This window comes from Rufibacter sp. LB8, from assembly GCF_014876185.1.
Taxonomy (GTDB): Bacteria; Bacteroidota; Bacteroidia; order Cytophagales; family Hymenobacteraceae; genus Nibribacter.
Genome location: NZ_JADALJ010000001.1, coordinates 1,040,742 through 1,066,498, shown reverse-complemented (window position 1 = coordinate 1,066,498; position 25,757 = coordinate 1,040,742). Strand labels below are relative to the sequence as shown.

At 49.6% G+C, this 25,757-nt stretch carries 22 protein-coding genes and 1 tRNA gene; 14 read left to right on the top strand and 9 right to left on the bottom strand.

Translation table 11 applies throughout. The annotated features are described in order from the left end of the window. The first annotated feature begins 72 nt into the window (after positions 1-72). On the top strand, positions 73-591 hold the full coding sequence (locus IMY23_RS04540; protein WP_192820946.1) for a GreA/GreB family elongation factor: 519 nt from the start codon (positions 73-75) through the stop codon (positions 589-591). A 576-nt stretch (positions 592-1,167) separates the two neighbouring features. Here the strand turns inward: IMY23_RS04540 and IMY23_RS04535 are convergent. Beyond that, positions 1,168-1,241 (bottom strand) — tRNA-Met (locus IMY23_RS04535). 288 nt (positions 1,242-1,529) lie between these two features. Here IMY23_RS04535 and IMY23_RS04530 point away from each other — a divergent pair. The 8 genes from IMY23_RS04530 (at position 1,530) to bshB1 (ending at position 10,356) form a co-directional block, all read left to right on the top strand. After that, positions 1,530-1,925, top strand: a complete 396-nt coding sequence (locus IMY23_RS04530) for an START-like domain-containing protein (RefSeq protein WP_192820945.1) — start codon at positions 1,530-1,532, stop codon at positions 1,923-1,925. Positions 1,926-2,018: 93 nt separating this feature from the next. Then, positions 2,019-3,431 (top strand): LptF/LptG family permease, encoded by a 1,413-nt coding sequence (locus IMY23_RS04525; protein WP_192820944.1) that lies wholly within the window; start codon positions 2,019-2,021, stop codon positions 3,429-3,431. A gap of 104 nt (positions 3,432-3,535) precedes the next feature. Continuing rightward, complete coding sequence (rpsO, locus tag IMY23_RS04520) at positions 3,536-3,811, top strand: 30S ribosomal protein S15 (protein ID WP_192820943.1); 276 nt, start codon at positions 3,536-3,538, stop codon at positions 3,809-3,811. 149 nt (positions 3,812-3,960) lie between these two features. Next, entirely contained in the window at positions 3,961-6,111 is a 2,151-nt protein-coding gene (gene pnp, locus IMY23_RS04515) for a polyribonucleotide nucleotidyltransferase (RefSeq protein WP_192823688.1), read from the top strand. 202 nt (positions 6,112-6,313) lie between these two features. Beyond that, positions 6,314-7,177, top strand: coding sequence for an RNA polymerase sigma factor RpoD/SigA (locus tag IMY23_RS04510; RefSeq protein ID WP_048920485.1), 864 nt, complete (start codon positions 6,314-6,316; stop codon positions 7,175-7,177). Positions 7,178-7,517: 340 nt separating this feature from the next. Continuing rightward, a complete protein-coding gene (gene trxB / locus IMY23_RS04505; RefSeq protein WP_192820942.1) occupies positions 7,518-8,462 on the top strand; it encodes a thioredoxin-disulfide reductase in 945 nt (314 codons plus the stop codon). Positions 8,463-8,594: 132 nt separating this feature from the next. Beyond that, a complete protein-coding gene (locus tag IMY23_RS04500) occupies positions 8,595-9,620 on the top strand; it encodes a peptidoglycan DD-metalloendopeptidase family protein (protein ID WP_225986411.1) in 1,026 nt (341 codons plus the stop codon). Positions 9,621-9,627: 7 nt separating this feature from the next. Then, positions 9,628-10,356: a bacillithiol biosynthesis deacetylase BshB1 gene (bshB1, locus tag IMY23_RS04495; RefSeq protein WP_192820940.1), complete on the top strand. Its 729-nt coding sequence runs from the start codon at positions 9,628-9,630 to the stop codon at positions 10,354-10,356. A gap of 131 nt (positions 10,357-10,487) precedes the next feature. Here bshB1 and accC read toward each other — a convergent pair whose 3' ends face one another. Next, positions 10,488-11,996, bottom strand: coding sequence for an acetyl-CoA carboxylase biotin carboxylase subunit (gene accC / locus IMY23_RS04490; protein ID WP_192820939.1), 1,509 nt, complete (start codon positions 11,994-11,996; stop codon positions 10,488-10,490). Between the two features lie 210 nt (positions 11,997-12,206). On the opposite strand from accC, the gene IMY23_RS04485 reads away from it, so the two are divergent. Further along, positions 12,207-13,445, top strand: coding sequence for an aminotransferase class I/II-fold pyridoxal phosphate-dependent enzyme (locus IMY23_RS04485; RefSeq protein WP_192820938.1), 1,239 nt, complete (start codon positions 12,207-12,209; stop codon positions 13,443-13,445). Positions 13,446-13,556: 111 nt separating this feature from the next. Further along, positions 13,557-13,745 carry a histone H1 gene (locus IMY23_RS04480; protein ID WP_192820937.1) on the top strand — a complete coding sequence of 63 codons (189 nt, stop codon included), beginning with the start codon at positions 13,557-13,559 and terminating at the stop codon, positions 13,743-13,745. Positions 13,746-14,124: 379 nt separating this feature from the next. On the opposite strand, the gene IMY23_RS04475 is transcribed toward IMY23_RS04480, so the two are convergent. Beyond that, entirely contained in the window at positions 14,125-14,850 is a 726-nt protein-coding gene (locus tag IMY23_RS04475; RefSeq protein ID WP_370589831.1) for a spheroidene monooxygenase, read from the bottom strand. 102 nt (positions 14,851-14,952) lie between these two features. Further along, a complete protein-coding gene (locus IMY23_RS04470; protein WP_192820936.1) occupies positions 14,953-15,456 on the bottom strand; it encodes a pyridoxamine 5'-phosphate oxidase family protein in 504 nt (167 codons plus the stop codon). Between the two features lie 231 nt (positions 15,457-15,687). On the opposite strand from IMY23_RS04470, the gene IMY23_RS04465 reads away from it, so the two are divergent. After that, entirely contained in the window at positions 15,688-16,278 is a 591-nt protein-coding gene (locus IMY23_RS04465) for an ACP phosphodiesterase (protein WP_192820935.1), read from the top strand. A 367-nt stretch (positions 16,279-16,645) separates the two neighbouring features. Here IMY23_RS04465 and IMY23_RS04460 read toward each other — a convergent pair whose 3' ends face one another. From IMY23_RS04460 to IMY23_RS04440, 5 genes are all read right to left on the bottom strand, one after another. Beyond that, positions 16,646-17,158 (bottom strand): peptidylprolyl isomerase, encoded by a 513-nt coding sequence (locus IMY23_RS04460; RefSeq protein WP_192820934.1) that lies wholly within the window; start codon positions 17,156-17,158, stop codon positions 16,646-16,648. Positions 17,159-17,327: 169 nt separating this feature from the next. Next, positions 17,328-19,280: an AAA domain-containing protein gene (locus IMY23_RS04455; RefSeq protein ID WP_192820933.1), complete on the bottom strand. Its 1,953-nt coding sequence runs from the start codon at positions 19,278-19,280 to the stop codon at positions 17,328-17,330. A gap of 90 nt (positions 19,281-19,370) precedes the next feature. Next, positions 19,371-19,736, bottom strand: a complete 366-nt coding sequence (locus IMY23_RS04450) for a hypothetical protein (RefSeq protein WP_192820932.1) — start codon at positions 19,734-19,736, stop codon at positions 19,371-19,373. Further along, positions 19,733-20,566, bottom strand: coding sequence for a hypothetical protein (locus IMY23_RS04445; protein ID WP_192820931.1), 834 nt, complete (start codon positions 20,564-20,566; stop codon positions 19,733-19,735). The genes IMY23_RS04450 and IMY23_RS04445 overlap by 4 nt, the downstream gene beginning before the upstream one ends. Positions 20,567-21,012: 446 nt before the next feature. After that, the gene (locus tag IMY23_RS04440) at positions 21,013-22,806 is read right to left on the bottom strand and encodes a DUF885 family protein (protein ID WP_192820930.1); all 1,794 of its coding nucleotides are present in this window, start codon (positions 22,804-22,806) and stop codon (positions 21,013-21,015) included. A 637-nt stretch (positions 22,807-23,443) separates the two neighbouring features. Between IMY23_RS04440 and IMY23_RS04435 the strand changes: the two genes are divergently transcribed. Both IMY23_RS04435 and IMY23_RS04430 read left to right on the top strand, forming a co-directional pair. Then, on the top strand, positions 23,444-24,238 hold the full coding sequence (locus IMY23_RS04435; RefSeq protein WP_192820929.1) for a thymidylate synthase: 795 nt from the start codon (positions 23,444-23,446) through the stop codon (positions 24,236-24,238). 37 nt (positions 24,239-24,275) lie between these two features. Further along, positions 24,276-25,745: an SIR2 family protein gene (locus IMY23_RS04430; RefSeq protein ID WP_192820928.1), complete on the top strand. Its 1,470-nt coding sequence runs from the start codon at positions 24,276-24,278 to the stop codon at positions 25,743-25,745. Positions 25,746-25,757: the final 12 nt, after the last annotated feature.

Here is a 25,757-nt window from a genome sequence, read left to right as displayed (position 1 = left end):
TCCTTCCTGCGGCTCTCAGGCATCCTTTCATAGCCAGATGAACCTAAATTATAAGGCCTCGTTCTACCAATTATGAGCAGAGCATTTGTAAAAGAAGACGATGCCGGCGAGGCACCCATTATAGCGCCACGCGCCGCCTTGCCGCCCGGCGTAACCAATTACGTCACCCCCAAGGGTCTGGAACTGCTGCGCCAGGAATTGGAGGAATTGGAAGCCCAGCGTGCCAAAACGGAAGCCAGCCCAGATGAACCCGCCAACCGGACCCGCCAACTGACCATTCTTAAAGCGCAGATCAGCGCCCTGTCTGAACGGCTGAACAATGCCAAGGTAATTGACAACAGCGGCCAGGCCCCGGAAGAAGTAAGGTTTGGGGCCACGGTTACCCTGAAGACAGTGAAAGGAGGGAAGCCCGGGTTGGTGCGTACCTTCACCATTGTGGGCGTAGATGAGGCGTCTTTGCCCCAAGGGAAAATCGCGTTTGTGGCGCCAATTGCTAAGGCCGTAATTGGGGCCAAGCCAGGCCAGCAGGTAACGCTAAGGTTTGGAAAAGAAGAGGAGTTGGTGGAAGTAACGGGCTTAGTTTACCAATAGTGAAGGAACACTTCTTTCTGCGCTTTGCAAAGTAATAATAACCAGCAGCCTATGTTTTTCTGTTTTCGGGCTCATTTCCAGAAATGAGCCCGAAAACGCAGCTTCCACCTTTTTTCAACTTGAAGAATGCGTTTGGGTTGAACAGACCTTCTGCTGCCATAATTGACTTCGCCTAAAGAGGTTGTGACCAGATTCTGTCGCTCGTTTCCTATCTTATTTAAGGAGTGTACAAAGTGTGGCGTACTTCCGTTTTTGTCTTCGTTTCCAGAAATGAGCCCGAAAACGGAAAGCGCAGGAACAGTTTTTCTGTCTGTAGATAAGCGCTTAAACAAAAATATAATACAGTTTCCCTCAGTTTGTCCTTTTGTAAAATCCTTGGCGAACGATACTAAGAGAATAGAAACGCTGACTCCATTTGCAACCGAGATCTTTATAAGAAGACAAAACGGAAAGTTTAATTTATCCTCATGCCTAGGTTAGAATCCAGGTATTCAAATTGGCGGAAAATTTAAGAAGGAATAAAGAAGGAGGAAGGGTATAAAAACAAAAAAGCCCCACTGTAAAGTGGAGCTTCTGTAGCGGGGAGCAGAATCGAACTGCCGACCTCAGGGTTATGAATCCTGCGCTCTAACCATCTGAGCTACCCCGCCGAATTGTGGTGCAAATGTAGGCAGAAGAATTATAAACCCACAAACTTTTTTGTGTAAAATATTTTGCCTTATTTGAGAACTATTAGGGTTTTAGTGGCAAGTTATTCTGCTGCAGGCAGCAAGGTGGTTCTTTCTTAGACCCAGCCGCCGCCGCCCTGGAACAAACCAGCCCCAGCAAAGTTGTAGTTTCAGGCTTACCTGCCAGCTTTCCTGACGGCAACCCTTGGATTCACGCTTAGAACCGCCCTTACCAAAACTATACCCTTACCTTTTAGTTCTAGTACCAATATGAGTAAAATAAAATTTGTACGAGAATACCCGCTCAATTCCTCTGCCAAGATGTTGTACCCGTACCTGAGCACCGCCTCGGGGCTTTCCCAGTGGCTCTGTGAGTCGGCGGTGCAGCTAGGCGACCGCAAGTTCAACCTGGTCTGGGACAACACAGACCACATCGCCGAAATGACCAGTCACCGCACCAACAAGTCGGTTAGGTTCACCTTCATGAACACCAACAAGGGCATTCCGCATGACTACAGCTATATTGACTTCTCCATTGAGACCAGTGAGCTCACCCAGGAACAATATCTGCGCATCATAGACTATACAGACGTGGGCGACGTTGAACAGCTGACCGAACTGTGGGACAACCTGGTGCAGAATTTACGGGAGTTGATTGGCGGATAGGCTTCTTTCCGCCGCTTTTCGTAAATTTGGCCGTTTTCCCTCAATGCCAGCACCTTTCCAGAATGGCTGGCGGCTGACAAGCGGCGCATCTACATGAAAAAATTAGACAAGCTTATTCTCAAGTCCTTTTTGGGGCCCTTTGTGCTCACCTTTGCCGTGGTGGAGTTTATTCTGCTGCTGCAGGTGATCCTAAAATACCTGGATGACCTGATAGGCAAGGATTTGGGGGCTTCCTTAATCGCGGAGCTGCTTTTTTACTTCAGCCTAAACCTGGCGCCCATGGCGTTCCCGCTGGCTATTCTGCTGTCATCGTTGATGACCTTCGGGAATTTGGGCGAGCACCATGAACTCACGGCCATCAAGACGTCGGGCATTTCACTGGTGCGCGCCTTGCGGCCGGTGTTTGTCTTTGCGGTGCTGCTCACGGTGGCGGCTTTTTTCTTCCACAACACCATAGTACCCAAAGCCAACCTGCGCGCCTACAGCCTCATGTGGGACATACGGCAGAAAAAACCATCGCTTGATTTAAAGGAAGGCTCGTTTTACAATGGCTTGCCCAACCGCAGCATTAGGGTGGGCAAAAAGTACCCAGACGGCCAAACGCTCAAAGACGTCATGATCTATGACCACAGCAACGGGCAGGGCAACACCGTGGTCATGCTGGCCGACTCGGGCAAAATGTACACCCAGTTCAATGACCAATACCTGGTGTTGGAGATGTTCAACGGCAAAACCTTTGTGGAGGACAAGGGCAACCAAGGCAGCCCCACCCAGGGCAGCGGGTTTGTACGCCAGGGCTTCGGGTACAACAAAATGGTGGTGAACATGTCTTCGTTCCAGATGACCAGGAGCAACAGCCAATGGTTTGCTGACAATAAAATGATGAAGAACATCAATCAGCTTACCCAGGTCACTGACTCGCTGAACAAACAGAAAGGAGTGGAGACCAAATTGCTGGGGCCTAACATTAAACCGTTCCACACGCAGTTCACGGCGTTTCAAGCGCCAGACACCGTGAAAACCGGTAAAGCCAAGCCCAAGGCACTGCCGGTGGCCAGCCTCAGTGATGTGCAGACTGCCTTGAACGCTGCGCGCAACGTAAAGAGTTACACCAGTTCCTATGCCTCAAGGTTGGCCAGTATTCAGCGCGAAGCCAATAACTATGAGATAGAGATCCACAAGAAATTTGCGCAGGCACTGGCGTGTTTCATCATGTTTTTGATTGGCGCGCCGCTGGGGGCCATCATTCGAAAAGGCGGCTTGGGCATGCCCGTGATCATCTCCATTGTGTTCTTCATCATCTACTACGTGCTGAGTATTCTGGGCGAGAAGTGGGGCCGCGAGGGCGTGGCGCCGGTGGCGGTGGGCATGTGGGCGGCCAACGGCATCTTGCTGCCGGTGGGCATTTTCTTTTTGTTCCAGGCCCGCAATGACTCCAGTTTGTTGGAGATTGACTTCTGGCGGAAGATCACGGCCCGGCTACGCAAGCCCCGCAAGGCGGTGTAGTGGATTTTTGCAGTTTAATTCACATGAAATTTTGAATATTCTCCTTTGTTCCTTAACTTTGCGGCTTATAAACTGCGAAAAAATAGACCAGTACTTTACACGCAATGAAATTAACTACCGAAGCGAAAAAAGAAATCTTCCAAAACAGCGGATTTGCCAAGACAGCCACCGACACCGGTTCTGCTGAATCACAAATAGCCCTGTTCACTGCCCGGATCAATCACTTGACGGATCACCTGAAATCAAACAAGAAAGACTTTTCAACCCGTTTGGGTCTTTTGAAGTTGGTGGGTAAGAGAAGAAGATTGCTCAACTACCTCACTAAAACTGATATTGGCCGCTACCGCGCCATCATTGCTGAATTAGGCATCCGTAAATAACATCCATAAGAAAGAGTAGGGAATTCATAAACGGGATTCCCTTCTCTTTTTTATGGCCTTTGCCTTTTCGTCAATACCCCCTGACTGCGCCCCTGGCTTGCTTTGCCTGTGGGTGCCTTTTACGTTGATTGTATCTTATCAAAAGAATGATGTCATATAACGCAATAACCAAAACCATTTCAATGGCCAATGGCCGTGATATCACCATTGAGACCGGCAAGCTTGCCAAGCAGGCAGACGGTTCTGTAGTGGTGAGATGCGGCAACGCCATGCTGTTGGCCACTGTAGTTTCTAACGAAGGTGCCCGCGAAGGAGTTGATTTCCTTCCCCTGTCTGTAGACTATCAAGAGAAATTCGCCTCTAACGGTAAAATACCGGGCGGTTTCTTGAAAAGAGAGGCACGCCTTTCTGACTATGAAGTATTGATTAGCCGTCTGGTAGATCGTATTCTTCGCCCTATGTTCCCAGATGATTACCATTCTGAGACGCAGGTGATCATCAACTTGATTTCGGCTGATGCTGAGATTCTGCCAGATGCATTGGCGGCTTTGGCGGCCTCTGCTGCCTTGTCAGTATCTGATATTCCGTTCAACGGACCCATCTCTGAAGTACGGGTGGCCCGCATTGATGGCCAGTTCCAGATCAACCCCTTGCTTTCTGACTTAAAGCGCGCCGACATTGACCTGATGGTTGGCGGTACCGCTGACAGTGTAGCCATGGTGGAAGGTGAAATGAGCGAAGTGTCTGAAGAAGAGATGCTGGAAGCCATCAAAATTGCCCATGACGCTATTAAAGAGCAAGTGGCCGTTCAAGTGGAGTTAGGTTTGGCGGTTGGTAAAACTACCAAGCGTACCTACAGCCATGAGAACAATGACCCAGCCTTGAAAGACCTTATTTACCAAGCCGTTTACGAGAAAGCCTACGCAGTCGCCGCTTCTGGCAACGGTGTGAAAGCCGAGCGTAAAGCTGGTTTCAAAGGCATAAAAGAAGAATTTGTGGCATCACTTCCGGCTGACCATGGCTATGATACTACCTTAATTGGCAAGTATTTCCATGATGCTGAAAAAGAAGCCGTACGTGACGTAGTGTTGAAAGAGCGTCGCCGTTTAGATGGCCGTGCCCTGGATCAAATCAGACCTATCTGGTCAGAGATCAACTACCTGCCAAGCGCGCACGGTTCTGCGGTGTTTACCCGTGGCGAGACGCAGTCGTTGACTACCGTAACCTTGGGTACTAAGTTAGACGAGCAGATGATTGATGGCGCCATGTTCTCTGGCTACAACAAATTCATGCTGCACTACAACTTCCCGCCATTCTCCACCGGTGAGGCCAAGCCTATGCGCGGAACCGGCCGTAGAGAAGTTGGGCACGGAAACCTGGCCATGCGTTCTATCAAGAAAGTATTGCCCCCGGAAGACGAAAACCCATACACTATCAGAATTGTCTCTGATATTCTGGAATCTAACGGTTCTTCTTCCATGGCTACGGTTTGCGCCGCTACCTTGGCCTTGATGGATGCCGGTATTCAAATCAAAGCGCCGGTTTCTGGTATTGCCATGGGTCTGATCATGGATGAGACCACCGGTAACTTCGCCGTTCTTTCTGACATCTTGGGTGATGAAGACCACTTAGGTGACATGGACTTTAAAGTAACGGGTACTGCCAAAGGTATCACCGCTTGCCAGATGGACATCAAGGTGAAAGGTCTTTCCTTTGAAATTTTGAGCCAGGCCTTGGCACAAGCCAAAAACGGCCGTCTGCACATCTTGGGTGAGATGAATAAAACCATCCAACAGCCTAACGCAGATTTCAAACCGCACACGCCGCGTTCTACCAATATCATCATTGAGAAAGAATTCATTGGTGCTATCATTGGGCCTGGCGGTAAAGTGATCCAGCAGATTCAGCGTGACTCTGGTGCCGTGATTCAGATTGAAGAGAAAAACGACAAAGGTTACGTGAACGTGTTTGCCACCAACCAGGAAGCCATGCAAATGGCGGTGGGTAAGATCAAAGCCATTGTGGCCGTGCCAGAAGTGGGCGAGGTGTACACAGGCAAAGTGAAATCCATACAGCCGTACGGCGCGTTTGTGGAGTTCATGGCGGGCAAAGACGGCTTGCTGCACATCTCTGAAGTGAAGTGGGAGCGTTTGGAGAGCATGGAAGGCGTGTTGGAGTTAGGCGAAGAGATCCAGGTGAAACTGGTGGACGTAGATCCTAAGACCGGCAAGTTCAAGCTGTCACGCAAGGCCTTGTTGCCGCGCCCAGAGCGCACAGAGGCTGCCCCAAAACAAGACTAATAATTGAAGCCGTTACCCAACCGAATCCGTTCTACTTGTAGGGCCGGGCGCGGTTGGGTTTTTGGGCTCTGTTTTTGAAATAGCGCCTAAAACAGAAGGAGTTGGCCAGGGTTCTGCCTAAGATAGAACTTTTGGCGCCTGGGCTGGGTTACCAAACCAGCCCTATTAACACAGAGATACACACAGTAAGAAACACACTCCAATGAGACAGCTGAAAATAAGCAAGCAGATTACCAACCGTGAAAGCCAATCCCTTGACAAATACCTGCAGGAGATTGGTAAGGTGGACTTGCTCACTCCAGATGAGGAGGTAACGCTTGCCCAGCGAATCAGAGAAGGCGACCAGTTCGCCCTCGAGAAATTAACCAAAGCCAACCTGCGCTTCGTGGTGTCGGTGGCCAAGCAATACCAGAACCAGGGCTTGTCTCTGGGCGATTTGATCAACGAAGGGAACTTAGGTTTGATCAAGGCCGCCAAACGTTTTGACGAAACCCGGGGTTTCAAATTCATCTCCTACGCCGTTTGGTGGATTCGTCAGTCTATTCTGCAGGCCTTGGCGGAGCAGTCCAGAATTGTGCGTTTGCCCTTGAACAGAGTAGGTTCCCTGAACAAAATCTCCAAGTCTTTCTCAGAACTGGAGCAGAAATTTGAGCGTGAACCGTCACCGGAAGAAATTGCTGAAGTGCTGGAATTGACCACCGCCGAGGTAGTGGACACCTTGAAGATCTCTGGCCGTCACGTGTCTGTTGATGCACCCTTTGTGCAAGGCGAGGAAAACCGTTTATTAGATGTGCTGGAAAACGAAGACGAAGAGTCTCCGGACACCGGCCTTATGAATGATTCGCTTCGCAAAGAAGTGCAGCGCGCCTTGTCTACCTTGACCAAAAGAGAGGCCGATGTAATCACACTTTACTTCGGGCTGAACGGCGAGCATTCGTTGACCCTGGAAGAGATTGGCGAGAAATTCAACCTGACCCGTGAGCGCGTGCGCCAGATCAAAGAGAAAGCCATCCGTCGCCTTCGTCACACATCACGCAGCAAAGCGTTGAAGCCTTACTTAGGTTAATCTGATTTAAATAGTAATGAAAAGCCTTGGCTCTGGTAGCCAAGGCTTTTTTGTTTCTGAAAGGTGATCAAACATTGGTTTCTGTTTTTGCGATTGCTTCTATGGCGCGGAAGTTACTTCCGTGACTTACGGAGAAATATAGCAAGTCACGGAAATAACTTCCGCGCCATAGTTGAGTGAATTTGAGCTTTTCGTTTTCGGGCTCATTTTCAGAAATGGGCCCGAAAACGGAAACCGATTTACCCCATGGTTCCCTGGCTGCAACCCAGTTTAGGACACCTTAGCCAGAAAAGGCAAGGAAAAAATTCGTAATATTGCACTCCCTAAATCTGAACCTGATATGGAAAACCAGAAAGAGCATGTGAAGTGCTTAATCATAGGTTCCGGCCCAGCCGGTTATACAGCAGCTATTTATGCGTCGCGCGCGGGCCTGAAACCGGTCATGTACCAAGGCTTGCAACCCGGCGGACAGCTCACTATTACCAATGACGTGGAGAACTATCCGGGTTATCCGCAGGGCATCAACGGTCCGCAGATGATGGAAGATTTCAAGGCGCAGGCCGCACGGTTTGGGGCAGACATACGGTATGGCATTGCCACCGCCGTGGACTTCTCCGGCAAACCGCACCAGGTGACCATAGATGACCAGAAAGTCATGACCGCTGATACGGTGATTATCGCTACTGGGGCTTCGGCCAAATGGCTGGGACTGGAGTCAGAAGCACGTTTGAACGGGAGCGGGGTTTCTGCCTGCGCCGTGTGTGACGGGTTCTTTTACCGCGGTCAGGAAGTAGCCATTGTGGGCGCTGGGGACACTGCCTGTGAAGAGGCGCATTACCTGTCAAACCTGGCTTCTAAAGTGTACATGATTGTGCGCCGCGATGAAATGCGTGCCTCCATCATTATGCAGAACCGCGTCAAAAACACGCCTAACATAGAGATTCTCTGGAACAGCCTCACCGAGGAAATCCTGGGAGAACATGCCGTAGAAGGCGCCCGCATCAAAAACACCGTGACCGGCGAAACCCAGGACATTAAAGTTACTGGTTTCTTCGTGGCCATTGGCCATGAACCTAATTCCAAGATTTTCCAGCCTTACCTGGAGCATGACGCCAGCGGCTACCTCAAAACCATACCGGGCACGTCTAAAACCAACGTTGACGGCGTGTTCGCCTGTGGCGATGTGCAGGACAATGTGTACCGCCAGGCCGTGACGGCGGCCGGCACCGGCTGCATGGCCGCCCTGGATGCCGAACGCTATCTGGCCTCTGTGGCCGACCATTAACCCATAAGAAAAAGCTGCTCCTTTATCTGCCAAGGCAATAACAGGGCGGCTTTTTCAGTTTTAAAACCGGGCCTTTGCTTGTAAAGGCCTGGTGATGACTACTGATAAATGCATTTTCAAAAAATACCTTTCTTGCTGTTTCTTTGTCTGGGGCTCCTGTTCGGGACCACCGCCCAGGCGCAGAAAAAGGCGAGGAAAGACTTGTTTAAAGTGCGGGCCCCCAAGATTAAATACGTGAAGCCTGACACCACGGTCCTTATCAAAAACGAGGATTTTCCCACCGACGGCAAAGCCAACCGCGGCACGTTCAGCCCCATCAAAAAACTTTCTATTGTCAGTGAAGACACTAGCAACCTGGACCTGGGCGAGCAGTCTATTGTGGAGATGTCTGAGGAAGTGCAGATGGAAGACAGCGTGTGGGTGAAGATTGCCAGCTACTATGCCATCTGGGACACGCGCAACATCAACCCTTACCGCAAAGACGGCCGCCAGATCAAAGACACCATTGCTATCAAGCTGTATGACAAAGAGCACAGCTACAAAATGCCTTTGGTGAAAACGCCGGTCACCTCAGACTTCGGGTTCAGGGGCTACCGATGGCATTACGGGACAGATCTGGACTTGGACACTGGTGACTCAGTGAAAGCCGCCTTTGACGGCGTGATCCGGATTTCTAAATGGGATGGCGGTGGTTACGGCAATTATCTGGTGGTACGCCACGTGAACGGTTTGGAGACCTTGTATGGCCACCTGAGCAAGCCCGTGGCCAAAGTAGGCCAGATGGTGAAAGCCGGTGAGTTGATTGGTTGGGGCGGCAGCACTGGTCGTAGCTCGGGGCCACACTTGCATTACGAAGTTCGGTACGAGGGCAACCCTATTGACCCAGAGGAGATTTATGATTTCCCAGATTATTTGTTGAAAGGGGAGAACTTCCAGATTACCTCGGCGCTGTTCAATTATTACAACCGCACCAGCAAGAAAAAATCGTCTTACGGGGCCAAATCTGCCCGGCGCGCAGTGTACCATAAAGTTAGAAGCGGTGAAGTCTTGGGGACTATTGCCCGGAAATACGGTGTGTCTGTGGCGCAGATTGCCAAGCTCAACCGCATTTCTACTAGAACCACGTTAAAAATTGGCCGCAACCTGCGCGTTAAATAAGCAATCTATGAAACTCGACCTCCTGGCGTTTGCCTCTCATCCAGACGACGCCGAACTTGGCTGCGTGGGTACCATTTTAGCGCACAAGGCGCAAGGCAAGAAAGTGGGCATCGTGGATTTGACCAGAGGTGAATTGGGAACCCGTGGTACGCCAGAAACCCGCGCCCAGGAATCTGCCGCCGCTACTCAACTTCTAGGCCTTGACGCCCGCGAGAACCTGGGCATGGCCGATGGTTTTTTCAAGAACGACGAAGCCCACCAGCGCCTGGTCATTGCGGCCATCAGAAAATACCAGCCCGAGATTGTCTTGCTGAACGCCATCTATGACCGGCACCCAGACCACGGGCGCGGAAGCCAGTTGGTGTCAGAGGCCTGTTTCTTGTCTGGCTTACGACAAGTGAAGACGCTGGATGAAAACGGTATTGAACAAGAAGCCTGGCGCCCCAAAGCCGTCTACCACTACATTCAGGACCGCATGATTACCCCAGACCTGATTGTGGATGTCACGCCGTACTGGGAAACGAAGGTGGAAGCCATTAGAGCCTTCAAAAGCCAGTTCTTCACCCCAGCCAACGAAGACACCGGCGAACCAGCCACCTATATTTCGTCGCCGGAGTTTATGCGTTTCATAGAGGCTCGCGCTTTAGAATTCGGCCATGCCATTGGTGCCACCTACGGCGAAGGCTTTACCAAAGAGCGACACATTGGCGTGAAAAACCTGTTTGATTTAATGTAAGCAGATCCAAAGATGTTTCCGTTTTTGGCTTCAATTCCAGAAATGAGCCCGAAAACGGAAATGAATAAAAAGAGCGAGCCTCAGCATCTACAGACGCTGAGGCTCGCTCTTTTGTAGTAATCAGGGGAAATCTACTTCAATCTATTCTTCCGCCAGTCAGACATGCCAGAAGTGGCGGCTACGCTGGTAGCAGCTGCTGGCGCTGTGGTTTTCTTTTTCCCCGCGAACACGGCGGCCAACACAGCGGCTAATTCTTCCTCGTCTTTATTTGGTGCTCCTTTCAGAACGGTGGGGTCTTTGAAATAACGCTCAATGAACTTGGTGTCAAAGTCCCCGGACCGGAACGCTTCATGCTGCATCACAAATTTCCCGAAGGGCAAGGTGGTTTCAATGCCGGTGATCTGGTATTCGTCAATGGCCCTGATCATTTTGTCAATGGCTTCTGCGCGGTCTTTGCCGTAAGTCACCAGTTTGGCAATCATGGGGTCATAGTAAATGGGAATCTCCATGCCTTCCTCAAACCCGTCATCTACGCGCACGCCCAGGCCCTGCGGCCTTTTGTAGGTGGTCAATGTCCCGATGTCTGGCAGGAAGTTGTTGGTGGGGTCTTCGGCGTACACGCGCAATTCCATGGCATGGCCGGTGATGGTCAAGTCTTCCTGAGAAAAGGAGAGAGGCTCGCCCTGTGCTACCTTGATCTGTTCTTTTACCAGGTCTAAACCGGTGATTTGCTCGGTCACTGGGTGCTCCACCTGCAGACGGGTGTTCATTTCCAGGAAGTAGAAATTTTTGTTCTCGTCCAGCAGAAACTCCACGGTACCCGCGCCAATATAGTTACAGGCTTTGGCCACGTTCACGGCACACAAACCCATCTCGGCACGCAATTCAGGGGTCAAGACTGCTGATGGGGCTTCCTCAATCACTTTCTGGTGGCGGCGTTGGATGGAGCATTCGCGCTCAAACAAATGCACAATGTTGCCGTGCGTGTCACCCAAAACCTGAATCTCAATGTGGCGCGGCGAACCTATGTATTTCTCAATAAAGACAGAACCGTCTCCGAACGCCGAGGTGGCCTCGCTCACGGCCACCTGCATCTGCTCCTCAAACTCAGAGACCTGGTCTACCACGCGCATGCCTTTTCCGCCGCCGCCGGCGCTGGCCTTGATTAAAATAGGAAACCCGATGGAAGTAGCCAGTTTCTTGGCTTCTTCCACATCAGTGATGGCGTATTCAGTGCCGGGCACCATGGGGATGTTGTAGTTGGCCACGGCGGCTTTTGCGGCCAGCTTGCTGCCCATCAGTTCAATGGCTTCTGGTGAAGGCCCAATAAAGGTGATGCCGGCTTCTTCCACCTGTTTGGCGAAGGTGGCGTTCTCAGAAAGGAATCCGTAACCGGGGTGAACGGCGTCTACGCCCAGATTTTTGCAGACCTCCAGAATAACATCAGCGCGAAGATAGGACTGGTTGGAAGGGGCTGGGCCCACGCACACGGCCTCGTCGGCGTAACGCACGTGCAGGGCCTGGCGGTCGGCTTCTGAGTAGATGGCCACGGTTTTAATGCCCATTTCTTTGGCGGAACGCATGACGCGCAAGGCAATCTCGCCACGGTTGGCGACCAATATTTTTTTGAATTGTTTCATCCAATAATTCTCTCGTCAATTAGGTACCCAAAGAACGCGTATTGCGGCCAAACTTAAAAGATACAAGATATAATTCATTTGCGGGCCTGGCATACTTTGTATTTGCCACTGAACCATGTAAATTTGCCCACCATTCATATTTTATTTTCGGAAGATAATGTGGACTTTTAAGGTTTGCATCATCCATCATCGCCTAAACCTTTATTTGAAGTGGATTTATTTGAAAAGTTATTAGCTAACCGCGGTCCCCTAGGTAGCCATTCACATTACGCCCACGGGTATTTCACATTTCCAAAATTAGAAGGTGATATTGCCCCACGCATGAATTTCAGGGGAAAACCCGTGTTGAACTGGAGCCTGAACAACTACCTGGGCCTGGCCAACAACCCAGAGGTGCGCAAAGCAGATGCTGATTCGGCGGCTGAGTTTGGCATGGCACTGCCCATGGGCGCCCGCATTATGTCTGGTAACTCCAACAACCATGAGCAGCTGGAGCGCGAGCTGGCCGAGTTTGTGAAGAAGGAAGATGCCTTTTTGCTGAACTTTGGGTACCAGGGCGTGGTGTCCATCATTGACGCGCTGGTAGACCGCCATGACGTGATTGTGTATGACGCGGAGTCGCATGCCTGTATCATTGACGGTGTGCGCCTGCACCAGGGCAAGCGGTTTGTGTACCAGCACAATGACATAGAGAGCCTGGAGAAACAACTGCAGCGCGCCACCCGCCTCACCAATGAATCTGGCGGTGCCATTTTGGTGATCACTGAGGGTGTGTTTGGCATGAGCGGTAATTTGGGCAAGCTGCAGGAAGTAGTGGCCCTCAAAGAGAAATATAACTTTAGACTGTTCATAGATGATGCCCACGGCTTTGGAACCATGGGAAAAACAGGTGCCGGAACCGGGGAGCATTTAGGCGTGCAAGACGGCATTGATATCTACTTCTCCACGTTTGCCAAGTCCATGGCCAGCATTGGCGCCTTTGTGGCCAGCAATGAACAGGTGATAGAATACCTACGCTACAACATGCGCTCGCAGACCTATGCCAAGTCATTGCCCATGCCGTTGGTGGTGGGTGCGCTCAAGCGTCTGGAATTATTGCGTACCAAGCCAGAACTGAAGGATAACCTCTGGACCATTGTGAACGCCCTGCAAAAAGGCCTGCGCGAAAAAGGCTTTAATATTGGCACCACCACTTCGCCGGTGACCCCGGTGCTGTTGAACGGACAAATTTCTGACGCCACGGCGCTGACCCTTGATTTACGCGAGAATTACAGCATTTTCTGTTCTATTGTGGTGTACCCGGTGGTACCTAAAGACGTGATTATGTTGAGGTTAATACCAACCGCGGTGCATACGCTGGAAGACGTGGCCGAGACCATTGCCGCCTTTGAGGCAATTTCTGCCAAGCTAGATAAAGGACTTTATACTAAAACGGGCGTAACGGTCTAAAAACGACGTTCTTTAATAAAATAATACAAACGGTAATTTTTTTGCGCCTTATTTTATAATTCCTATATTAGAGCCATCAAACCAATTGTTAAACCTTTAAAACAAGCTCTAATGAACAATTTTTCAAAAATTAAGGACCTGGTTCTTTCTCTTGAAGGCGATTTCGAGAAGTTCTATGACAAGAAGAATTCAGCTGCTGGTACTCGCGTGAGAAAAGGCATGCAGGATCTTAAAAACATGGCCCAGGACATCCGCAAGGAAGTGCAGGACATGAAGAACAGCGAAGGAGCTGGCAAATAATTTACCTCGCTTACCAACAATACGAAAAGGTGGTCTTCCAAGGACCACCTTTTGCATTTTACAAGGTTTTCTGATTTTCGTTTTTAGCCTCATTTCCAGAAATGAGACCAAAAATAGAGGTCTCTGAAATTCCTACTTCCATTGGGAAAGGGCTTAGGTTGGGGTGATTCCTTTCAAGCATTTTCCCAAACCCTCCTGGCGCGAGTCTCCAGACTCGTGCAGATGGATGAAGTGAGTCTCAAGACTCGCTGGGAGCCAGCAGCCGTTTAAATGGAGTCTGGAGACTCGACCCATCCAATGTTACGAGTCTGGAGACACGCGGCAGAGTGAGGAGGGAAAGACGCTCAACAGCCATCTGTAAATAATCAGCAATTAACAATCAGCAATTAAGCAACGGGTCAACGCCATTCCAGGTGCCTTCACTTTTGATGGGGGTGAACCGCGCGAACATTTCCTCTGAATACCAGCCTTGGGTTCTGGTTCTTGTGATGACGTCGCGGTGCGAGGCGGTTCGGTAGGCGTAGGCTTTCATGGCGGCTTCGTTCTCCCAGAGGCTGAACGTGGCCTGCCGGATGAAAGGCGCTTCGCCTAAACCAATAGAAGCGAGTAAGCCCTGGGCTTGGTCTAAACTGGCGCTGGCCTGGGGCACGTGCTTCCAGAAGTCCAAGACTTTGGTGAGTTTGATGGAGGCGCGGGTGAGTACGGCAATGGGTTGGTCTTGGGTGCTGGCGCGCGTTTCAGTGGTGAACGGGTTTTTACCGTCCCATAGCCCGTGGGTCTGCAGCGGCAGAAGGGATAAATGGTATTGCTCAAACGTGTGTTCCTGGTACTGGCGCATAAGCGGGTGGCCATGCAGAAAATCCTCAGCGGCATTCGGAGAATCCCAGGTGCACATAAGGCCGTAGCGGTACCAGTTGGGTTTCAGGCTGAAGCCCCGGCCCTGGCCGCTGCCCAACAACTTATAAAACCGAAGGCCTTTGACTTGCTGCAAGGGTTGCCGGGAGGTGCCCATTTGTGCCAAGCCCCAGCGCCAATGCCCCGGTTTTACGCCAAACAAGGAAAGGGTAGTATGCGCAGAAGAAACAGGGGAGATTGGAGAAGGCACGTACGGACTGGTTTTGGTCTTGTTTGCGAAATGTAGCCGAAAAACGGGAATCCGGCAATTGCATTAAAAAAGGGAGCGGTCAGGCTCCCTTTTCTATTTCAACTATAAATTGACTTTTTTGTTTTCGCCGGGGTGGGCAGGCTCCCCGGTAATGGCGGCTTTGACCATGCCGTACAAATGCACCACTGCGCTGCTGGGTGAGTCCCAGTATTCGGCTTTGTCAATGGTTACTTTCAGGATTCCAATTTTGGGGTCATCTTTGCCGTCTGGGAACCAGGCTTTCATGGCGGGGTTCCACAGTTCGTCTATTTTCTGCTGGTCACGGTACACCTGCGCCTTGCCCGACACCGACACGTACATTTGGTCGCCGGGTTTGGCATAGCTCAGGTTCACGTGGCTGTCGTTCTTGATTTCGTCGGTTTTGCCCGAATTGTATTCCGTGAAAAAATAGATGGTGCCGTCTTCATTGGCCTCCAGGTGGCGCATGGGCCGTGACCGAATGGAACCGTCCTCGTCGGCGGTGCTCAGCATGGCCGTGTTGATGTCCTTGATTTTCTCCAGCAGGGTTTTCACATCGCCCTGGTTGTTAGATGGGGTATTGCTCATAGTTGGTTAGGTTTCTGGGTTTGGTGGTAAATACGGCGGCCAATGGCAGAGGGTTCCTTACTATAATTAGGAATTGGGAATTAAGAATTAGGAATGGGCTTGCAATGTTTCACCAATTTTCAATTTCAACGTTTAGCCTGGGGAAGGCATCTGGTTTGAATTTTTACGGGTACAAAGGCCTTTAAAGAATGAATTAATTTCTAACTCTTACTTTCTAATTCTCAATTACAATTGAACTACCTGGCCCATCTTTTTCTATCTGGCGCTGACCCGCTGCTTCAGTTGGGAAACTTTATTGCCGACGGGGTTCGGAAAACGCAGCTGGCGCAGTTCCCAGAACGGGTGCAACAGGGCATTTACATGCACCATTTGATTGACCGGTTCACTGACACGCACCCCGTGGTGCACCAAAGCAAAGAGCGCCTCAGGCCCACCTACCGCAAATACGCCAGCGTGATTGCTGACATCTATTATGACCATTTTTTAGCCCGAAATTTCTCACACTACAGCCACCAGCCCTTGCCCGAATTTGCCGCCAGCGCCTATGCCAACATTCAAGCCCAGCCCGCGCTGTTGCCCGCTCGCGTGCAGCGGTTTCTGCCTTACATGGTAGAGCACAACTGGTTGGTTTCTTACGCGCAGGTAGCTGGCATTTCGCAAGCCTTACGTGGCCTCTCCAGAAGGGCAAGTTTTGAGTCTGGCATGGAAACCGCCGGAGAAGAATTATGCCTGAACTATGAGGCGTACCACCAAGAATTCAACCAGTTTTTCCCAGAACTCCAGCAATACGTAGCGAAAGAAATAATTATAATTGGTAATTGAGAAGTAGGAATTGAGGCATTGTAGAGACGCAATACCTTGCGTCTTGTTTCTATGCAACGAAGGTGCCCGCCAGACGCAAAGAACTGAATCTCTACAGAAACAACAGGTGGTTTAAAAAATTGATATGCGGCAATATGAAATCCTTTGCTTCTTCGGCCGCAAGGCCCATTCAGGATGCTATTTTTTGAATTCGAAGATACACGTGCGGAAATTTATAATTCCGTTTTCGGCTTCATTTCCAGAAATGAGCCCGAAAACGGAAAAAGGCGAACCAAACCGGTTCGCCTTTTCTATGCAATTGGAAGATAAGAAAGAAACCCTACTTCAGAGCCATTCTTAATTCTTAATTCCCAATTCTTAATTAATGCTAGTGGTGGTGTCCGCCTTCGCCGTGCACGTGGCCGTGGGAGATTTCCTCTGCGGATGCTTCGCGCACGCTGATGATTTTGCCTTCAAAGTGCATGTCCATGCCCGCCAGCGGGTGGTTGAAATCCATGAGTACATGGTCTTCTTCCACGTTCACAATGCGGCCTTGCATGTGGTTGCCTTCGTTGTCTGACATGGGAATGTAGTTGCCCACTTGCACCATTTCCTCGTCAATTTTACCGTCAACCTCAAACACGTTTTTAGGAACCGGCACTACGGCAGATTCGTCCACGTCGCCATAACCGTCTGCGGAGCCAACTGTGAATTTAAAGGCTTCGCCGGCGGCTTTGCCTTCCAGTTCCTGCTCAAATTTCTCTGGCAAACCGCTCACACCAAACAAAAAGACCATGGGGTTTTCTTCATCAGCGGTCTCCACCAGGGTGTCTTCGCCTTCTTCGTCGGTTACGCGGAGCTCGTAGGTGAGCGACACCACTTTGTTTTCTTCGATTTTCATTTGGTGATGTGTTTAGGTGATACTTCCTGTAAAGGTAAAGATTCATTAGAATTTACCGGCTTTGTCTTAAAATGTTGCCTTCAAATCTGGCTAATTCTCCCAAGTATGCTTTCTGGGATTTTCCAACCAAGAGAATTTGACCGTCATTTAGCAAAGCCGACAAAGTTTATTATTCGGGCTGAATGAATTCCCAGGCGCTGCGGTAGGCGCCAATCTCTTCGGCGTACAAAAGGAATTTCTGGTAAAAGTCGTGCTGGCCCAAAGTGGCGCTGTCTCCTACAATCACCATTTTTTTCTTGGCACGGGTCATGGCCACATTCATGCGGCGCTGGTCGGCCAGGAAACCAATCTCGCCTTCTGGGTTGCTGCGCACCATGCTGATGTAAATAATATCACGCTCCTGTCCCTGGAAAGAATCTACCGTGCCCACGCTCAGCTGCCGCCGCTGGTGCAAGTCTGCCAACTTAGGTTGGTGCTCCACCTGGTCATTGAGGTAATTGATCTGGGCGCGGTATGGCGAGATGATACCAATTTTCAAAGGCTTCGGTTCCGTTTCTGGAGTACCAGGTTCATAGCCCGCCAACAGTTGCAGCAGATGTTTGATTAAAACGTCGGCTTCTTCTGGGTTGGCGGTGCTGCTTCCTTCGCCAATAGTTTGGTCATTGAAGCTGCAACCGGCTGTGTCAATGAACTCTACTACCAGTCCAGGTTCAAACGCTTGACTCACCTCTGACAAGGTAGCGGTGCGTACGCTCTCATGCGCCTGCAATTCATTGTGGTAAAACTGCCGGTTAGAAAAGCCCATGATGTGTTCATGCATGCGGTACTGGGTGGTGAGCATGATGGCGGTCTCGGGCTGGCGGGCGATGCATTTCTCAAACAGCGTTTTGGCCAGACCGCCGCGTTCTGCGGTAATGGATTTCACGGTGGGCGGCAATTGATGGTGGTCTCCGGCTAACACTACACGGTTGGCTCGGGTAATGGGAATCCAGCAGGCGGGCTCCAGCGCCTGGGCGGCTTCATCAATGAACACGGTGTCATACTGCAGGTGCCGGATGGCGCGGTTGGCCGAGCCCACCAACGTACAAGTGATCACCTGCACATGGTCCAGCAAATCCTCAGTGATGTAGTCTTCAATGTCATCGGCCTGTGCCAGAATGCGCTTGCTTTCCTCTTTCATGATCTGGCGCTGCATGCGCTCCTCATGCCCGAAGTTACGTTTGTATTGACTGGCCATGGCCTTGTATTCCTGAGCGCTTTTCCGGAGTTTCTTGAGCTGCTTGTACTCACGGTGGTGCATGATCTGGGAATCCAAGGTATGCTCCAGCAAAACCTGTGACACGCGGGACGGGTTACCAATGCGAATGACGTTCACGCCTTGTTCGGCCAGTTTCTCAGTGAGCAAATCCACGGCCGTGTTGCTGGGCGCGGTGACCAGCAGTTTGCGTTCACCGGCGGCCAGGGTTTGCAGAATGGCCTGCACCAGCGTTGTGGTTTTGCCGGTGCCCGGAGGCCCGTGAATGATGGCCACGTCTTTGGCCTGCACAATGTTGCGCACGGCCTCGTTCTGCGAATCATTGAGCGCCGGAATAGATTCAAACGGTTTTTCTCTTCTGAAGATGGCTGGCTCGGCTCCCAGAATGATGTCGCGTAACTGGGCCAATCTGGATTTTTCGGCTTCCATTACTTTCATGAGGCCGTATTCCATCTCGCGGTAGCTAACTTCATCAAAGGTGAGTTCCACGCCCAGGCGCGCGCCGCCTTCCAGCCAGTCTGGCAAGTCTTCTTTGGAAGTGGCTAAGCGAAGTTTGTTGCGCTTTACTTCCAGTACCACGCCGTTAAGCACGCCGCCTTCGCCGTTGGTGAAAAGTTGCGCCGAGGAACCCGCCTGAAACATGTGCAGTTGGTCACGGGCGGCGGTGCGCTCCAGTTCCACCACCATCTTATTCCCAAAACCCACGTCTTGCTTGATCACACTTACCGGGTACCAGCAGATGCCCAGGCGTTTGCGCTCTGTTATGCTGGTCTGCGCGTTCTTCAGTTGAAATTGTTTGCGGTCTTCTTCCTGCTCTAATTTGAGCAAGGCCCGCACGTCTAATAATTCGTTTAAGATTTTGTCCATGAAGTGGTGTGTATCAGGGAGCAAGTATCAGGTATCATGACTTTTTTTTACACTTGTCTTGCTACTTGATGCCTGCTACTTGATACAAAGTTAAATAAAGAATGAATGGCCGCAGTTGGAGCAGCCGTACACGAAGGTGCCAGCGTAGAAAACCCTTTTCACCCATGATAAATTCCGGGAAGGTTCAACGGCTGGGCTGGCGCAAGCGGGGCAGGCGAGGGGAAGCTGTCCGTTTTTGGCCTCTGTTTCTGAAATGAGGGCTAAAACGGGTTGCGCCGTGGCAAGGTTATCCTCAGGAATCAGGAGTTGAAAATACCGCCCTTCCCCGAATGGAAACGTGGGCGGCCCGCAGGATTTCACCAGCGCGTAAATGCCAATTTCCTCCAACGCCTGGTACCGTTCCACAGCCTGATGATAGGTCAGGTACGTGGCCACTGGCTGGAGGAGGGTACTCATACCTTGGCTTTCTGTTTTTGCTCCTTGAGCACCGTAAGTTTAGATTTCAGGCGCACAATGTACCAGCCCAGGCCAATGGCCAGAAACGCGAAGAAAACCGTAATGGCGTCATGCTCAAACTTGGCGGCGTTGGCGGCTTCCAGGCGTTCTTCCAGGTCTTTGAGTTGGCGGTCGCGGCGGCGGTTCAGGTTCTGGGCGTTGGCCAACGAGGCCTTCAATTCATAAATGTTGTCGGTGACTACGCGTTTGTCGCCCAGAACCTGGTTGTTGAGTTTCTTGGCTTCGGCCTCAAGTTCTGCGGCGCGCTTGGCCACATTGCGGCGGGTTTCAAGGTTGGCCTGCTCAACGGCGTGTATAATCTGCTCGTCTTTCTGCAAGACTTCTTTGAGGGCCTCAATCACGGCGCGCATGTCTTCCTTTGAGGCTTTGCCCCAGAAATTGGTTTCCTGAGTTTTGAGGTAATCATATTTCAAGACCAGCTGCTCGCGTTCCGTGATGAGTTTCTCCACCTTTGACTGCGACGCCGGCAAGGCAGGTTTTGGTTTCTCTGCGGTTTCTTCCTTAGCCGTGCTGGGTTTGGCCGGTTGGGTTGCGATTTGCGCAGGCGGGGGCGGCGGTTTTACGGCGGGCTCGGTGGCTGTTTTAGGCACTGGGGTTTTCTGACCTTTGATGATGGCATTCATTTTAGCGGCCAAGGCCGGATCTGCCTGCTTTTTGGCAGGGGCTGGGGCCGTGGTGTTCTTGGGTTCCCCACCAGACAACGTTTGCGCCACAGCGGGCAAGGTTCCCCAGAAGCTAAACGCGAGGGTGGCAGTGACGAATGCTTTCATAAGTATCAACGGCTGAAGTTCCCCAAACCTGTTCTAGGATTTGGCCCTGTAAAATTACGGCAAATTTAGGACACAGGCGGTACTCTTTTTCTGGTGGCTGGTTGGCTTAAGTGAGGTTTAATGTAAATCCCTTGAAGCAATGATTGATTTAAATGTACCTCGTTAACCGCAGGAGAAAAGGCAAGGCCTCTACAGCAATATGGGCTACCGGACTATGAAAGCTTCAGGATAGTGATTTTAATATTATTGGAATTCAAAATATAGAGACCAGGCACTGCCTTGTCTCTTGCGGTATAAGTTGGCAGGAACGGTTTTTTAGGTTTTGGGCTACCAGAATACCTTATCAACCAGTTCCCCAAAAAAAGCCCTCACCGGTTTCTGGAACCGGTGAGGGGTAATGCGTTTTCGGGCTCATTTCTGGAAATGAGCCCGAAAACGGGAATTACTTATTTTTTCTGAGCATTCGCCCAGGCGTCCATTTTCTTTTCAATTACCTGCAGGGGCATGTTGCCGTCTTTCAAGATCTCGTCGTGGAAAGCGGTGAGCGTGAATTTATTGCCTAACTGTTTCTGGTATTTGTTACGCAATTCCTGGATTTTAAGCTGTCCAATTTTATAAGACAAGGCCTGGCCAGGAATGGCCATGTAGCGCTCAATCTCGGCGGTGGCGCCTTTCTCGTCAATGGCTTCGTTGGCCATCATGTAGTCAATGGCTTGCTCGCGGGTCATATTTTTGGTGTGCATGCCTACGTCTACCACCAGCCTAATGGCGCGGTGCATTTCATCGCCCAGAGCGCCCATGTATTGGTAGGGATCAGTGTAAAGGCCTAGTTCTTTGCCCAGAGATTCGGTATAAAGCGCCCAGCCTTCGCCGTAGGCACCGTACCAGCTGAAGCGGCGGAACTTAGGCAGCTTTTCGTTTTCCTGCTGCAACGAAATCTGGTAGTGGTGGCCCGGAATGGCTTCATGCAAAAACAAAGACTCCATGCCGCTGGTGGTGTTAAACTTGGTGGCGTCTAAAATAGGCACGTAGAAAATGCCCGGGCGTGACCCGTCTGGCGAACCCTGGTTGTATTCAGCAGAAGCTGAGGCGGCCCTGAAGGCTTCGGTTTGTCTGATTTCAAACGGCGTCTTTGGCGTACGCCCGAACATCTTTGACAGGTTAGGTTCAATTTTGCTCTGGATGGCCCGGAACGCGTTCAAGACTTCCTCCGGTGTTTTGTAAGGCGTGAACTTCGGGTCATTGCGTAAGTGCGTGAAGAACTCGCTGATGGTGCCTTTAAAGCCCACCTGGTTTTTCACCTTCTCCATTTCGGCCTGAATCCGTTTTACTTCTTGCTGACCGGTGGTGTAAATCTCCTCTGGGGTTTTGTCTGTGGTGGTCCAGTAGCGCACGTAATGGTTGTAGAGGCCTTGGCCGCCGGTCACGCCGTTGATACCGGTGCTGGTGCGGGCTTTGGGCAGATATTCTTGTTCCAGAAAGGTGGCCAATTTGCGGTAGGTGGGCACCAATTGGGTCATGATGGCTTGCTCGTAAACTTTGGTGAGGCGTTCACGGTCAGCGGTAGAAATGTCAGCGGGAAAGTTTTTGATGGGGCCGTAGAAAAGACTTTTGCTGGGGTGCGTAACCACCATGCTCTGCATCTGCGGAATCATTTTCTGCACCAGCACTTTGGGCAGCACCACGCCGCTGGTCATGCCTTTCCTGAAATTTACAATAGCACTGTCGGCCCAAAGGGTGAAGCCCTGCACGCGACCCAGCCAGTTGTCATAATCTTTGGCGGTTTTAAACGGTTGGTTGCCGGTGCCCGCGCCCAACTGGCCCATGGTCAAAGGCAAACCCCAGAACTGCTGAAACGGGATCAAATGGGTATTCTGCTTGAGGCCGTCTAACCGGCTCTGCATCTCATACTCAAAGATGTCATAGCTGGTTTGGTCATTGGCTCTGAGGCTGGCGCGGTCGGTTTTCTTTAACTGGGTAAGATACTGCTGGTAGAACGTTTTCAGGCTGTCTCTAAAGGCCTGGGTGTTGTCATTGGGCAGCAGGTGGTTGTAGCGGTTGTCGCCCTGCGCGGTGGCCTCTAGCGGGAAGAAGCGCAAATGCTGTTCCCAGTACTGGTCAAATAAGGTGGCCAGTTCCGGCGCGTCTTCTGCGGTAGACGTGGTCTGCGTAGAATCTGCTTTTTCTTGGCAAGATAGAACCGTGCCCGCCAAAAGCGCCATCAGCAAAAGTTTTTTCATATAAGGTTGATTAGTTTGGGTTTGGAAGCACAATATAGCCAGTTGGCAATTAAGGATGTAAGAATATTAAAGGTTGGGAAATTATCACGTAGGGACAGGGCTTGACCTGTCGGCACGCATTCTTGATCAACGCATTCCTGATCCAGGCATTCCTGATTCATGCATTCCTGAGAATCACCACTTTTGCTCTTTCGGATTTATCAATCCGAAAGTACTCTGTCGGGGATTTACCAATCCCAGTTGTTAGTCAACGTCCAAGAGAGGGGATTTATAAATCCCTGACAGAGTGGTTCGGGATTACAAATCTCGAACAGCGATTTCTAACCTTGACGGAATTGGGTCGCGACCTGGCCTAAAGCATTTCTGATCCACGCATGCCCGAGAATCGTTCGGACTCAGCACAGGATCTACCTACTGGCGACCTCCACCGCATAGGACAGGTCAAGCCCTGTCCGTACGGGGGAATACCCTGCACCATTTCCGTTTTTGGCTTCGTTTCCGGAAATGAGCCCGAAAACGGCTTTCAGAAATTTTCCCGGGCCCAGGCAAACGGCGGTCGCGGCATTTTCCCTATCTTCAAGCCGCATTGGCTTCCGCGCCATTCTTAATTCCTAATTCCCAATTCTTAATTAATACAATGCAGGCTTACTTAGACTTGATGCGCCATATTCTGGACAACGGCGTGAAGAAAGAAGACCGTACCGGCACGGGTACGCTCAGTGTGTTTGGTTACCAGATGCGGTTTAATCTGCAGGAAGGCTTCCCGCTGGTGACCACCAAAAAAGTGCACCTCAAGTCTATCATCTATGAATTGCTGTGGTTTTTGCGCGGCGAGACCAACGTGCGCTGGCTGCAGGAGCGGGGCGTGACCATCTGGAACGAATGGGCCGATGCCAACGGGGACCTGGGCCCGGTGTACGGCTCGCAATGGCGCTCTTGGCCCACGCCCGACGGCGGCCACATTGACCAGATTACGCAGGTCATCAACCAAATCAAGAACAACCCAGACAGCAGACGCCTGATTGTGAGCGCCTGGAACGTGGCCGAAGTGAACAACATGAAGCTTCCGCCGTGCCATGCGTTCTTCCAGTTCTACGTAGCCGACGGCAAACTTTCCTGCCAGCTCTACCAACGTTCTGCCGATGTCTTTTTAGGCGTGCCCTTCAACATTGCCTCCTACGCGCTGCTCACAATGATGGTAGCCCAAGTCTGCGACCTGGAACCCGGCGAATTCATCTGGACCGGCGGCGACACGCACCTTTACACCAACCACCTGGAGCAAACCGAACTGCAATTAAGCCGTGCCCCGCGCCCGCTGCCCAAAATGAAACTGAACCCCGCCGTGAAAGACATCTTCGGGTTTGACTTTGAAGATTTTACGCTGGAGGCGTATGAACCGTGGCCGGGGATAAAGGCGCCGGTGGCGGTGTAATTTTTAGTATATAAAAATTTATATTATAATAAATTTTATGAGTATTATAAATTTTGAAGTCCTTGATCTGGAAAAAAGTAATCTTTCTAATAAGGAGATTGAAACTTTTGTTTTATCATTAGTTGAATTTAAATTAAAGAAGCAAAATAAAAAATTCCATAGATACTTTAAGCAAGAAATTTTTCTATTTGAAGGAAAAAAGTCTTTTGTAGAATTCGATGCTGTAGCTCCTGATGGTATAGATGAAATTGAAGGCCCAACGATTATAGAATTTAAAAGATACTACAGCCCCAAAGTAATAACTGATTTAATAAGAAATTTTTCTGAGGCTTTTTTTAATTTCAAATCAATTTTATTAATTTTTGGTGACGTTTTACTAAACGATGATTTAATTTATCTAAATTCTTTAAAGAAATTTTATTCTGGCGTTATACACTTTGAATTTTGGGATTATAATAATTTAAATAAATTAGCTAAAAAATATAATATTGAATCATCAAAAATAGTATCAAATATAGGCGATGAAATTCTTAATTCAACAGTTGAGATAGCGTCTAACATCCAAGATTGGAAAGAAGATAGAGATTTGCTAATTAATAAATTAAATCAATCCTTTAAGAGCGATGAAATAGTGTTTTTTATTGGAGCAGGAGCTTCTAAAGACGCTGGCTTGCCAAATTGGAATGAATTATTAAAGAGTTTAAATATATCAATTATTGAAAGTAAAGTCCCTCTTGGCTTATCTCAAGAGCAAAAAGATGAAATTGTTAATTTATTAACCGACCTTCAAGCAGGGGCTCCTTTAGTAACTGCTTCTTATATTCAAAAAGCTTTAGGTGATAAATTTAATCAAGAAATTAGAAGTTCATTATATGTTGGAATGAAGCATTTAGAGGAGCAAAGGCTTTTAAATACTATTGCTACTGCAGCTAGGCCAATTAGAAATAAAGTAGGAATCAAATCAATTATAACTTATAATTTTGATGATTTGTTAGAGCAACATTTATCTTCTAAAAGTATAGATTATAAAAGTATTTACAGAGAAGGGGATTTTGAGGAACTGACAAAATTACCTATTTATCATGTTCATGGATTTGTGCCAAGTAAAGGTGATAAATATAAAGATCTTGAAAAGGCTTTGCTCGTTTTTAGTGAAGATGGGTATCACTCTTTACAATATGATCCATATTCATGGTCAAATTTGGTTCAACTTAAAGCATTAAGAGAAAATACATGTATTCTAGTTGGGCTTTCTGGAATTGATCCAAACCTTAGAAGGTTGTTTAGTAATTTTGCTAAAAGATTCGACGGTTGTAAACATTATATTTTATTAGAAAGACAATTAAAAGAATCTAATCTAACATTAACTAAAATTCAGTTTAATTCTTTTTCTAATTTGCATCATAAAATTCAAGAAGAAGTTTTTAGAGAATTGGGTTTAAGGGTTATTTGGTATACAGATCACACTGAAATTCCTAATTTAATTCAAAAAATAACTGAGCTTTAGCATTGAAATTAC

Coding starts and splice junctions, on each gene's coding strand:
- accC (WP_192820939.1), bottom strand. CDS start 11,996: ATGAAACAATTCAAAAAAATATTGGTCGCCAACCGTGGCGAGATTGCC.
- pnp (WP_192823688.1), top strand. CDS start 3,961: ATGTCATATAACGCAATAACCAAAACCATTTCAATGGCCAATGGCCGT.
- IMY23_RS04470 (WP_192820936.1), bottom strand. CDS start 15,456: ATGAGCAATACCCCATCTAACAACCAGGGCGATGTGAAAACCCTGCTG.
- IMY23_RS04435 (WP_192820929.1), top strand. CDS start 23,444: ATGCAGGCTTACTTAGACTTGATGCGCCATATTCTGGACAACGGCGTG.
- IMY23_RS04540 (WP_192820946.1), top strand. CDS start 73: ATGAGCAGAGCATTTGTAAAAGAAGACGATGCCGGCGAGGCACCCATT.
- IMY23_RS04455 (WP_192820933.1), bottom strand. CDS start 19,280: ATGGACAAAATCTTAAACGAATTATTAGACGTGCGGGCCTTGCTCAAA.
- IMY23_RS04445 (WP_192820931.1), bottom strand. CDS start 20,566: ATGAAAGCATTCGTCACTGCCACCCTCGCGTTTAGCTTCTGGGGAACC.
- IMY23_RS04440 (WP_192820930.1), bottom strand. CDS start 22,806: ATGAAAAAACTTTTGCTGATGGCGCTTTTGGCGGGCACGGTTCTATCT.
- IMY23_RS04510 (WP_048920485.1), top strand. CDS start 6,314: ATGAGACAGCTGAAAATAAGCAAGCAGATTACCAACCGTGAAAGCCAA.
- IMY23_RS04480 (WP_192820937.1), top strand. CDS start 13,557: ATGAACAATTTTTCAAAAATTAAGGACCTGGTTCTTTCTCTTGAAGGC.
- trxB (WP_192820942.1), top strand. CDS start 7,518: ATGGAAAACCAGAAAGAGCATGTGAAGTGCTTAATCATAGGTTCCGGC.
- bshB1 (WP_192820940.1), top strand. CDS start 9,628: ATGAAACTCGACCTCCTGGCGTTTGCCTCTCATCCAGACGACGCCGAA.
- IMY23_RS04430 (WP_192820928.1), top strand. CDS start 24,276: ATGAGTATTATAAATTTTGAAGTCCTTGATCTGGAAAAAAGTAATCTT.
- IMY23_RS04450 (WP_192820932.1), bottom strand. CDS start 19,736: ATGAGTACCCTCCTCCAGCCAGTGGCCACGTACCTGACCTATCATCAG.
- IMY23_RS04460 (WP_192820934.1), bottom strand. CDS start 17,158: ATGAAAATCGAAGAAAACAAAGTGGTGTCGCTCACCTACGAGCTCCGC.
- IMY23_RS04525 (WP_192820944.1), top strand. CDS start 2,019: ATGAAAAAATTAGACAAGCTTATTCTCAAGTCCTTTTTGGGGCCCTTT.
- IMY23_RS04530 (WP_192820945.1), top strand. CDS start 1,530: ATGAGTAAAATAAAATTTGTACGAGAATACCCGCTCAATTCCTCTGCC.
- rpsO (WP_192820943.1), top strand. CDS start 3,536: ATGAAATTAACTACCGAAGCGAAAAAAGAAATCTTCCAAAACAGCGGA.